Source organism: Brooklawnia sp. (genome assembly GCF_049651565.1).
In the GTDB taxonomy this organism is placed as follows: domain Bacteria; phylum Actinomycetota; class Actinomycetes; order Propionibacteriales; family Propionibacteriaceae; genus Brooklawnia.
In genome coordinates this window covers 1-10,734 of sequence record NZ_JBASCI010000203.1, presented here as the reverse complement: position 1 = coordinate 10,734, position 10,734 = coordinate 1, and the positions used below count along the sequence as shown (strand labels likewise).

Sequence of the window (10,734 nt, the reverse complement as noted above, 5' to 3'; positions counted from 1 at the left end):
CCGCCGGGCTGGCCGCAGCCGCGCTGGACAAGCCGGCCCACGCCGGCTGGGAGGATTCCGCGGTGCCGACCGACAAGCTGGGCGCCTACCTGCGCGACTTCGAAGCGCTGCTCGACCGGTTCGGGCTGCACGGCCTGCCCTACGGGCACTTCGGTGAGGGCTGCGTGCACTGCCGCATCGACTTCCCCCTCGACCAGCCCAACGGCACCCAGGTGCTGCACGACTACATGCTGGCCGCCGGAGAGTTGGTGGCCCGCTACGGCGGCTCGATGTCGGGCGAGCACGGTGACGGCCGGGCGCGCAGCGAACTGCTGCCGCTGATGTACAGCCCGGCCGCCCTGAGGCTGTTCGGGCAGGTCAAGCAGCTGTTCGACCCCGACAACCTGCTCAACCCCGGCGTCCTGGTCGACCCTGAGCCGCTGGCCAGGAACGTCCGGATCGCCGAGACCCGACGCTCGCCGATGGCGGTGGCGTACCCCCAGTTCAACCTCGCCGTGCACCAGTGCACCGGAGTCGGCAAGTGCCGGGCCGACACCACCCGCTCTGGCGCGGTGATGTGCCCCAGCTTCCAGGCCACCGGCGAGGAGAAGGATTCCACCCGCGGCCGGGCCCGTGTCCTGCAGGAGATGATCAACGGCACGCTGGTCGGTGACGGCTGGCGGTCCGCCGAGGTGGCCGAGGCCCTCGATCTGTGCCTGGCCTGCAAGGGTTGCCGGCACGACTGCCCCACCGGGGTCGACATGGCCGCGTACAAGGCGCGGGTGCTGCACGAGAAGCATCGGGGGCGGCTGCGGCCGCTCCCTCACTACGCGCTCGGTTGGCTGCCGCGCTGGGGCCGGCTGGCCACCAGGCTGCGGCTGGGTGCGCTGGCCAACTTCGCCCTGCAGACCCCGGGGCTGAAGCACCTGGTGCGGGCGGTCGCCGGGGTCGACCAGCGACGTCCAATGCCCCGGTTCAGGACGGGGGCGGCCGCGAGCCAGCAGCGCTATGAGCTGGCCGAGGCGTCGGCGCACCGCGGCCCGGTGGCGGTCTGGGTGGACTCGTTCACCGACGCCTTCGCCGGCGGCCAGTTGGTGGCGCTGCTGAAGCTGCTTGTCACGGTAGGGTTCACCCCGCGGGTGATCTCGGATGACGCATGCTGCGGTCTGACCTGGATCACCACCGGCCAGCTCGATGGTGCCCGCAGGCAGCTGCGGCACGCGCTGGACGTCCTGACGCCGATCGCCGAGCAGGGCATCCCGATCGTCGGCATGGAGCCGAGCTGCCTGGCGGTGTGGCGCTCGGACGCCCCGGAGCTGCTACCCGACGACCCGCGCGTGAACAAGGTGGCAGCTGGCATTCAGACGCTGGCCGAGCTGCTCGGCTCGCTGGACGACTGGCGTCCGCCGAGCCTGGCCGGGCACACCATCGTCGCGCAACCGCACTGCCACCACTCATCGGTGCTCGGCTGGCAGGCGGACGCCGACCTACTGGAACGCACCGGTGCGCTGGTGGTCAGCCTGGGCGGGTGCTGCGGACTGGCCGGCAACTTCGGCGTCGAGCGGGGCCACTACGACGTCTCGGTCAAGGTCGCCGAGCACGACCTGCTGCCCGCCATCCGGGCGGCCGGGCCGGAGGCGATCGTCCTCGCCGACGGCTTCAGCTGCCGCAAGCAGGTGGCAGACCTGGAGGGCAGCCAGGCGATGACGCTGGCGGAGCTGCTCGCCTCGCACGTCTAGTCAGCCGCGCTGACCTGAGGTCTTGCCGTCAGCGCGACGCTGCTTACGCTTGGACGACATGATGCAGCTCCGCTCGCCGATCACGCCCAGCCTCTGGTTCGACGGTAACGCCGAGGAGGCCGCCAACTTCTACGTCTCGCTGTTCTCCGACTCCCGCATCGTGCGCACCATCAGGTGGCAGGCCGGCGGTCCCTACCCGGAGGGCACCGCGCTCGCCGTCGACTTCGAACTGGGTGGGCGGCCGTTCAACGCGTTGAACGGTGGCGCCGCGTTCCCCTTCGATGAGGCGATCTCGTTCATCGCCGAGGTCAGTGATCAGGCCGAACTCGACGCCCTGTGGGAGGCGCTGCTCGCCGGCGGCGGGGTCGAGGGTCAGTGCGGCTGGTTGAAGGACCGATTCGGGCTCAGCTGGCAGGTGGTGCCGCGCCAGATGACCGAGTGGATGACCTCCGACGACACCGAGGCGGTGGCCCGGATAACCCAGGTCATGCTGACCATGGTGAAACTCGACATTGCGCCCCTGCAGGCCGCGTTCGAGGGTCGCAGCTAGCAGAAGGCCGGCCGCCTGGCTTGCGGACCGTGCGCTACCCGCACTTGCGCCAATGGCTCCAGGGACCAGCTCTCGCCAACCTTGGCCCACGCCTCCGCGCAGGTCGACGCCACTGGGCGGCGGGCCATGCGGCTCAGGTGACCTCGATCAGTCACGGGTCAGGCGGCGGTGCTTGCTGGCGTGCGGACGCGCCGCCTCCTCACCGAGCCGGGCCACCTTGTTCTGCTCGTAGTCGGCGAAGTTGCCCTCGAACCAGAACCAGCGCGGGCTGCCGTCGGAGTCCTCACCCTCCCAGGCCAGGATGTGGGTGGCGACCCGGTCGAGGAACCAGCGGTCGTGGGAGATCACCACGGCGCAGCCGGGGAACTCGAGCAGCGCGTCCTCAAGACTCTGCAGCGTTTCCACGTCCAGGTCGTTGGTGGGCTCGTCGAGCAGCAGCAGGTTGCCGCCCTGCTTGAGCGTCAGGGCCAGGTTCAGCCGGTTGCGCTCACCGCCCGACAGCACACCCGAGGGCTTCTGCTGGTCGGGGCCCTTGAACCCGAAGGACGCCACGTAGGCCCGGCTGGGCATCTCGAAGTTGCCCACCTTCAGGTGGTCGAGCCCGTCGGAGACGACCTCCCAGACGTTCTTGGTCGGGTCGAGCCCGCCGCGGCTCTGGTCGACGTAGCTGATCTTGACCGTGTCGCCGATCCGCAGCGTGCCCGAATCTGGCTGCTCCTCGCCGACGATCATCTTGAACAGCGTGGTCTTGCCGACCCCGTTGGGGCCGATGACGCCGACGATGCCGGCCCTCGGCAGGTTGAAGCTGAGGTCTTCGATCAGCACCCGGTCGCCGAAGCCCTTGGTGAGGCCCTTGGCCTCCAGCACCAGGCTGCCCAACCGGGGACCGGGCGGGATGTTGATCTCCGCCGGGTCGATCCTGCGGTTGCGTTCGGCCTCGGCGGCCAGCTCCTCGTACCGGGCCAGGCGGGCCTTGTTCTTGGCCTGCCGGGCCTTGGGGGACGACCGCACCCACTCCAGCTCGCGCTCCAGGATCTTGGCGCGCTTGGCGTCCTTCTGGCCTTCGATGACCAGTCGCTTGCGCTTGGTCTCGAGGTAGGTGGAGTAGTTGCCCTCGTACGGGTAGAGCCGGCCGCGGTCGATCTCGCAGATCCAGCCGACCACGTTGTCGAGGAAGTACCGGTCGTGGGTGATGCACAGCACCGCACCCGGGTAGCTCTTCAAGTGGCCCTCCAGCCAGCTGACCGACTCGGCGTCCAGGTGGTTGGTGGGCTCGTCCAGCAGCAACAGGTCGGGCTGTTCGAGCAGCAGCTTGCACAACGCGACCCGGCGCCGCTCACCGCCGGACAGCACATCAACAATGGTGTCCGGCGGCGGGCAGCGCAGCGCGTCCATGGCCTGCTCCAGGCGGGAGTCGATGTCCCAGGCGTCGCGGGCGTCCAGTTCGGTCTGCAGTTCGCCCATCTCGGCCAGCAGGGTGTCGAAGTCGGCATCGGGGTCGGCCATCGCCTCGGAGACCTCGTTGAAGCGGCGCATCATGCCCTTGACCTCGGCAACGCCCTCCTCCACGTTCTCCAGCACCGTCTTGCCCGGGGTGAGCGGGGGCTCCTGCAGCAGGATGCCGACGGTGGCGTCCTTGGCGAGTTGGGCGTCGCCGTTGTTGATCGGCTCCAGGCCGGCCATCACCTTGAGCAGCGTCGACTTGCCGGCGCCGTTGGGCCCGACGACACCGATCTTCGCGTCCGGGTAGAAGGACAGCGTGACGTTGTCGAGAATGAGCTTCTCGCCGATCGTCTTGCGGACGTTGTGCATGGTGTAGATGAACTCAGCCATTTTCGGCGCGCGTTTCCTTCGTTCGAAAGACAGGGAGGCGGGAACCCGTCCCATTATGCCCGAGGCCCGGACATAACCCCACCGCGGTTGCGCGCGGTGGCCTCAGGCCGGCTGGCCGGCCAGTTGCACCTCGGCGACCTCTTCGTCGGCCTCGGCGTCGCTGCGTACCGGGTTGCGGAGGAACTGGGTGGTCCCCCTGCTCAGGTCGTGGCCGATGGAGTGGGCTTCGATGACCATCCGCTCGTGCTTGGTGCCCTGGGCCTCCCAGACCCGGGTGCGCAGCCGGCCGCAGACCACCACCGGATCACCCTTGGCGAGGCTGTCGCGGACGTTGTCGGCGATCCGGTTCGAGCACTCCACGTTCAACCAGGTCGTGTACCCATCCACCCACTCCTGCCCGCGGCGCAGCCGGGGTGTGCTGGCCATCCGGAAGTTGGCTTTGCTGAATCCGTCGCCCTGGTGGTATTCGACGTCGGTGCCGAGGTTTCCGGTGACTGTGATCGTTGCGTCCATTGGTGCTCCTTCACTTCGCTGTGTGTTGGGGCCCGATCCTCAGCGGTCAGTGCCCGAGCCGGGCAGATCCGGCAGAAGCTGTGGACAACTCGGCGGCTCGGAACTTTGCGCCCGGTCAGCAGGCGGTCAGGCCATCGCCCGGGTGGCGTGCTCACGGCCCTGGTTGAACCGGCCCAGCTCCTGGTTCACCGGCGCGATCACCAGCCGGTCGGCGACGTCGGTCACCGACCTGACCAGTGCCCGCTCGGCGCGCGCCGCCTTCGCCCGCGCTCCCACCTCGACGCCGATCCGGGCCAGCAGCCCGATCAGGATGCCGGCCAGCCCGCCGCCCAGCAGCATCACCGTGGGCAGCGGGAGGCGTCCCACCAGCACCCTCGGCAGGGTCGGCAACTGCAGGTACGCCAGCACCAGGTCGGCCAGCAGCCAGCCGCCGCCGACGACCGCGACGATGAAGACCAGCCACTGCAGCACCGTGACCGCCTTCCACCAACCCTGTCCGCGGTCCATCGCCAGATCGGTGGTGGCGACCGCCTGGTCGAGTTCGTCGGCAAGCACGTCGCGGTGGGCGACGGTGGCCTCGCGGACGACCTCGGCCCATCGTGGCGGCAGACCCTTCGCGGCGTCCCCGGCCAGCCCCCGCAGCGCGGTGTCGACGCGGGCCTTCTGCACCCCGCCCGCTGTCGGCAGACTTGTTCGCTGTACCTGTACCGGTTCCAGTTCACGACTCTTGCGCCGACGCCGCCCGGGTAGCGCGGTGTCCAGGTGCAGCATCCGCAGCGGATCGGGTCGGAACCGGCTCAGCCAGGCGGTGACCGGCCAGCCGGTGGCCAGCGTCCCGCGATGCCGCATCGACTGCGCGACGGCGTCCCGCACGATATCGACCCCGGCCGCCTCGGCCAGCGACTGGTTGAGCTGGCGGGCCCGGGCGTCCGGCACCTTCTGCGGCACCTGCGCCGCACCGTAGGCGTCGCGCAGGTCGTGCGCCGCCCTGGCCACGTCGGACGACAACCGGTCAGCAGCCACCCGCTTGCCCTTCACCGCGGCGGCGATCGTCTTGCGCAGCGACTCGACGCCCATCCCGGTGAGCGCTGAGGCCGCCACCACCGGGGCGTCGCCCAGGCCCTCGGAGTCGAGCAGCTTGCGCAGGTCGCGCATCGCCTGCCGCAACTGGTCGGTGCTGAGCCGGTCGGCCTGGTTGAGCACCACCAGCATCACGTCGGAGTGGTCTGCCAGCGGCTTGAGGTAGTTGTTGTGCAGGGCGGCGTCGGCGTACTTCTGCGGGTCAACCACCCAGACCAGCATGTCGACCAGCTGCACCAGCCGGTCGACCTCGAGGCGGTGGGCGGTCTCGGTGGAGTCGTGGTCCGGCAGGTCCATCAGGATCAGCCCGTTGAGCCCCGGGTCGTCACCCCGCACCAGGTGGCGGCGCGGCACGTCCAGCCAGTCCAGCAGGTCGGTGGGCAGCTCGGAGCCCCAGTACGAGGCCATCGCCTTGCTGGTGGTGGGACGCTTCAGGCCGGGCTCGGCGAGCCGGGTGCCGGAGATGGCGTTGAACAGGCTGGACTTGCCGGAGCCGGTCGCGCCGGCCAGCGCGATGATGGTGTCGTCGCCGGCGAACTCCAGCCTGCGGTCCACCTGCCTGATGACCCGCTGGGCCTCCTCGACCGCGGCCGGCTCCACCCGGCCGGCTGCCAGTTCGGCGGCCTCGGACAGGTTGGCGACCCGTTCGGCCAGCGAGCCCCGGTCGCGGCGCGGCCCGTTCACCGGCCGGCTCCCTCTTCGGGCACCAGTTCGGCGTCCACCACCTCCGCTGAGGCAGCATCGGCCATCGTGATCTCGACCCGGGACGCCCCGGCCTGAACCGGCTCGCGTTCGCCGGTGGTGAGTTCCGGGGTTCGGTTGGACGCCGCCGCCCGGTCCACCTGGCTGGTCGGCCCGTCGGTCTCCTGGTCGCGGGCGACGGCCGCGACCGCGTGCCGGATCGCGTCGGAGTGGTCACGGTCGACCGGAAGCTGGTCGATGACCCGGCTGAACCGGCCCAGTTCGTGAGCCATCAGCCCTTCCACCCGGGCATCCAGGTCCTGCTTGGCGGTTTGCGCCATCTTGCGGACCGCCTCGTCACCGAAGACCGACTCCAGCAGCCGCTGGGCGAGCACTGCGGTGCCGGCGGCGACCCCACCCTCGGCGCCGGTGATACCGCCGGTGTTGACGAAGATAAGCAGCATCAGGGCTGCCCCGACGCCGTTGACGCTGTAGGCGGCGATCCGGGCGGTGGTTCGCTTGCCGGCGCCCTCCTTGCTGACCAGCTCGAGGACGTCGGACTGCCAGTTGCGGATCGTCCGGGCCACCGTCTGCGGGAACTCGGCGCTGGGTTGCAGCAGTTCGGGGTGCTGGTCGAGCAGTTGCCGGCCGGCGGGGTGCGCCTGCCACGACAGCACGATCCGCTCGTTGGCGGCCTCGCCCTCGCCGCTGATCAGCGCCTCCAGACCGCTACCGGCAGCCACCCCAACCTGCTGGGCGCGCTGGGCGTTGCCGGTGAGGAAGCCGACAACCCGGTCGCGCAACCGGCTGACCTTCTGGTCGAGGCTGCGCATCAGGTCTCCGGTGCCGACGTAGTCGTGCCAGCGCGACAGCACCTCGCCGCGCAGCAGGGTGCCGTCGGCGGATTGCACGCTGACCGTACGGGCGGCCTCGGCGTAGGACTGTTCGGCGTCGCCGCGCAACTGCTCGGCGGTCGCCAGCTGCGCGTCGATGGCTTCGGCCACCTCGGGGGCCCGTGAGGTCAGCGAGGCGATCGCGCCGTAGAGGGTCCGGCGCACCACGCGTTCCTTGGCGTCCTTGTCGGCGGCCAGCGTCGCCAGATAGGTACGGATCGGGGCGACTGCGGCGTCCGGCAGCAAGCCCTGGTGGTCGACGATCGTCTCGGGGACGGCGAACAGCGGCGCCTCGGCCATCCCCCGCTCGGTCATCAGCCGGCCCAGGTCGCGCGGCACCACGTTCATCGCGCCCGGCGGCACCCGGTCGAGCACCACCGCGATGGACGCCCCGCGCTCGGCTGCGGTCAGCAGGAACTCCCACGGCACCGCATCGGCGTACCGGGCGGCGGAGGTCACGAACAGCCACATGTCGGCGGCGTCCAACAACTGGGTGGCGAGCACCCGGTTCAACTCGACCACCGAGTCGATGTCGGGGGCGTCCAGCAGCGCCAGTCCGGGCGGCAGGGTCGGCTCACCCACCAACTGCAGTGAGCGCTGGTCCTGACTGGCGACCCGGGAGCGCACCAGACCCGGAAGGATCCGCTCGTCGGCGAACCAGTGCTCGTCGGCGGGGTTGTATACCAGCACCGGGGAGCGGGTGGTCGGCCTGATCACGCCGGTCTCCGAGACCACCCGGCCCACCAGCGAGTTGATCAGGGTTGACTTGCCCGCCCCGGTTGAGCCACCGATCACCGCCAGCAGGGGTGCTTCGAGGTTGACCAGCCTGGGCAGCACGTAGTCGTCCAGTTGCACCACGATCTGACGGGCGACCGACGCACTTTGTCTGGAATCGGGCAGGTCGAGCGGTAGCCGGGCCTGGTCGAGGGCAGCACGCAACTCGGCCAGCGACGCCGCCAGCACCATCTTTCCTCCTGACTGATTCGATCTGCCCCCAACTTTGGCATGTCAGCGCGTCGGAGATGGCCAACTCCCGGTGCCCGCCCCAACTGGGGCGCCGGTTGGTGGGGCCCACTGCGGTGCCGGCTGCTGCCGCGCGCGGCGCTGCGCCCGGGCGTCCCGGAGGTGTTGGGTGAACGCTCGCCACCGTTCCCCCCACTCCGGCGGGATGAACCGAACCCCGGCGGTGTGGTCGATGGCCCACGCCCGGGCCTCACCGGCCGCCAGAATCAGCTCGCGTTGCCGCTCGATGGCCATCGCGTCCACGATGCCGCGCAACTCCTGCTCGCGCAGGTAGGCAAGTTCGGTGAGGATGCGCTGCAGTCGCAGCGTGGCCCGGAACACCCGGGGCCCGCGCAGGAACGCCGACAATGCCATCCGCCAGCGGCCGAAGATGCGGCTGAACTCGTGCGGATCGGATTCCTGCAGCCAGCCGAGCTGGACGTACTCGGCGAGCCTGGCCTTGATGTTCCTGACCTGGTGGACGTAGCGGAAGATCGTGTAGATGACCAGGACGGCCACTGCGATCCAGCCGCCCACGATCAGGATCATCGTGTCGTTGCTGACCGAAGCGATCCCGTTGAACAGCATGTGCCCGAACGCCGCCGCCAGGTAACCGGCCACCGGCGCGAGCACCCGCACCAGCTTGCTGCGGTTCACCAACGCGACGATCAGCCCCAACGCGATCAGGGCGGTGAACAGCGGATGGCCGAAGGACGTCGCCACCCCACGCATGAAGACGACCTCGGCGAGCTCGGCCTCCGCCTCTGTCTGGTAGATCGTCACCGAGTACAGGTAGACCCGCAGGTAGTACACGATGTTCTCGGTGAACGCGAAGCCGAGCGCTGACAGGCTGGACAGCGTCAGTACCTGGTGGACGCCGACGATGCGCCGCCGCATCAGGATCGCCAGGCCGAACAGCACCGTCGCCTTGGCCGCCTCCTCGACGAAGGGCGCCGAGAAGATGGCCGACCGGGCGCCCTGGGCCGGGTCGACCGGCCCTTCGGCGCGCATCAACTCACCCGCCCAGGTGTTGACGTGCAACGAGATGAACACCGAAGCTGCCGCGCCCCAACCGAGGGCGAGCCACTTCATCGTCCAGGTGGTGGGCCGCAACCGGTCGATGAACAGCAGGATCAGCAGGTAGACCCCCAGGGTGATCCCCGCCATCCTCGCGACCAGCAGGTAGGCCTCGTTGATCTGCGGCCAGGTCAGGATGGTCGGCTGCCCGTACGCCTCCTCGGTGACCGCAGCGACCTCCTCGATCAGGCCGTTGCCGATGGTCTGGTACACCGAGAACAGCAGCACCGCGTAGACGATCGTGAGTCCAGCAGTGAGCCAGGCGTAGGGATTGCGCACCAGGTTGCGCCGCCACCAGCCGAGGCTGGCGTCCTTGCGCACCGCCAGCCCGTTACGGGCCAGCCGGTACTGGGCGGCCGGTTCGACGCCGGCGTCCCGGACACCGTTGGACGCCTTGGTGATGTGCGCTGCCGCGCCGAGCCCGGTCGCCCGGACGGGCGCGGTGGCAGCGGGTGGCCGCCAGACATCGGCATCAGCGCTCATGCCCGAAAGACTACCCGGCGTCCCGGACAACCCTGCCGGCCCGCGTGGCAGGATCGGGCCATGCTGGAAACCCGGGAAGTGCACAAGTCCTTCGGTGATCTGGAGGTGCTGCGCGGCATCACCACCAGCTTCGACGAGGGTGAGGTGGTGGGCATAATCGGCCCATCGGGGTCGGGCAAGTCCACCTTCCTCCGGTGCCTGAACCGGCTTGAGCCGGTGACCAGCGGGCAGGTGCTGTTCTGCGGCCGGGACATCGCCGCTCCGGACGTCGACGTCAACCAGGTGCGGCAGCACATCGGGATGGTTTTCCAGCGCTTCAACCTTTTCCCGCGGCTGAGCGTTACCCAGAACATCACGTTGGCCCCGGTTGAGCTGGGCCGGATGTCCCAACAGGCGGCGGTGGAGCGGGCGCATCGCCTGCTGGCCCGGGTCAACCTGCTCGACAAGGCGGACGCGATGCCCGACGAACTTTCCGGCGGCCAGCAGCAACGGGTGGCGATCGCCCGGGCGCTCGCCCTCGAACCCTCGGTGATGCTGTTCGACGAGGCGACCAGCGCGCTCGACCCCGAGATGGTGGGCGAGGTACTGGACGTCATCTCGCAGCTCGCCGACGACGGGATGGCGATGGTCGTCGTCACCCACGAGATCGGCTTCGTCCGTGAGCTGGCCGACCGCATCATGTTCATGGACGAGGGGCAGATCGTCGAGGAGGGCCCGCCTGACCAGTTGTTCGGCGCCCCAGAGCACCCGCGGACCAGGCAGTTCCTGGACCGGTACCTCTAGGAGACTGCTGAACAAGTGCGTGTCTGTGCCCGGGTGGTGGGGCCGGGTGCGGGAGCCTTGGTCGTGTGCAGGGGCGATCGCGGGATCAGCGGGATCTGTTCGATGCGGAGTCGATGGCCGG

General features: G+C 69.7%; 8 protein-coding genes. 3 read left to right on the top strand and 5 right to left on the bottom strand.

Features of this window, described 5'->3' with window-relative positions; translation table 11 throughout:
• Together WBL05_RS09555 and WBL05_RS09550 are read left to right on the top strand one after the other, a co-directional pair.
• A partial coding sequence (locus WBL05_RS09555; RefSeq protein WP_424225484.1) for an FAD-binding and (Fe-S)-binding domain-containing protein occupies nt 1–1,718 on the top strand: 1,718 nt, incomplete at its 5' end.
• Between the two features lie 58 nt (nt 1,719–1,776).
• Nucleotides 1,777–2,268: a VOC family protein gene (locus WBL05_RS09550; protein WP_424225482.1), complete on the top strand. Its 492-nt coding sequence runs from the start codon at nt 1,777–1,779 to the stop codon at nt 2,266–2,268.
• Nucleotides 2,269–2,415: 147 nt separating this feature from the next.
• Here the strand turns inward: WBL05_RS09550 and ettA are convergent, their stop codons facing one another.
• From ettA to WBL05_RS09525, 5 genes are all read right to left on the bottom strand, one after another.
• Nucleotides 2,416–4,101, bottom strand: a complete 1,686-nt coding sequence (ettA, locus tag WBL05_RS09545; RefSeq protein WP_424225480.1) for an energy-dependent translational throttle protein EttA — start codon at nt 4,099–4,101, stop codon at nt 2,416–2,418.
• A 102-nt stretch (nt 4,102–4,203) separates the two neighbouring features.
• Entirely contained in the window at nt 4,204–4,614 is a 411-nt protein-coding gene (locus WBL05_RS09540) for a single-stranded DNA-binding protein (RefSeq protein ID WP_424225478.1), read from the bottom strand.
• Nucleotides 4,615–4,740: 126 nt separating this feature from the next.
• On the bottom strand, nt 4,741–6,378 hold the full coding sequence (locus tag WBL05_RS09535; RefSeq protein WP_424225476.1) for a GTPase: 1,638 nt from the start codon (nt 6,376–6,378) through the stop codon (nt 4,741–4,743).
• Nucleotides 6,375–8,234 carry a GTPase gene (locus WBL05_RS09530; protein ID WP_424225474.1) on the bottom strand — a complete coding sequence of 620 codons (1,860 nt, stop codon included), beginning with the start codon at nt 8,232–8,234 and terminating at the stop codon, nt 6,375–6,377. The genes WBL05_RS09535 and WBL05_RS09530 overlap by 4 nt, the downstream gene beginning before the upstream one ends.
• A 42-nt stretch (nt 8,235–8,276) precedes the next feature.
• Entirely contained in the window at nt 8,277–9,830 is a 1,554-nt protein-coding gene (locus WBL05_RS09525; protein ID WP_424225473.1) for a PrsW family intramembrane metalloprotease, read from the bottom strand.
• Nucleotides 9,831–9,890: 60 nt separating this feature from the next.
• On the opposite strand from WBL05_RS09525, the gene WBL05_RS09520 reads away from it, so the two are divergent.
• Entirely contained in the window at nt 9,891–10,613 is a 723-nt protein-coding gene (locus tag WBL05_RS09520) for an amino acid ABC transporter ATP-binding protein (RefSeq protein ID WP_424225471.1), read from the top strand.
• Nucleotides 10,614–10,734: the final 121 nt, after the last annotated feature.

Coding starts and splice junctions, on each gene's coding strand:
- WBL05_RS09530 (WP_424225474.1), bottom strand. CDS start 8,234: ATGGTGCTGGCGGCGTCGCTGGCCGAGTTGCGTGCTGCCCTCGACCAG.
- ettA (WP_424225480.1), bottom strand. CDS start 4,101: ATGGCTGAGTTCATCTACACCATGCACAACGTCCGCAAGACGATCGGC.
- WBL05_RS09550 (WP_424225482.1), top strand. CDS start 1,777: ATGATGCAGCTCCGCTCGCCGATCACGCCCAGCCTCTGGTTCGACGGT.
- WBL05_RS09520 (WP_424225471.1), top strand. CDS start 9,891: ATGCTGGAAACCCGGGAAGTGCACAAGTCCTTCGGTGATCTGGAGGTG.
- WBL05_RS09525 (WP_424225473.1), bottom strand. CDS start 9,830: ATGAGCGCTGATGCCGATGTCTGGCGGCCACCCGCTGCCACCGCGCCC.
- WBL05_RS09540 (WP_424225478.1), bottom strand. CDS start 4,614: ATGGACGCAACGATCACAGTCACCGGAAACCTCGGCACCGACGTCGAA.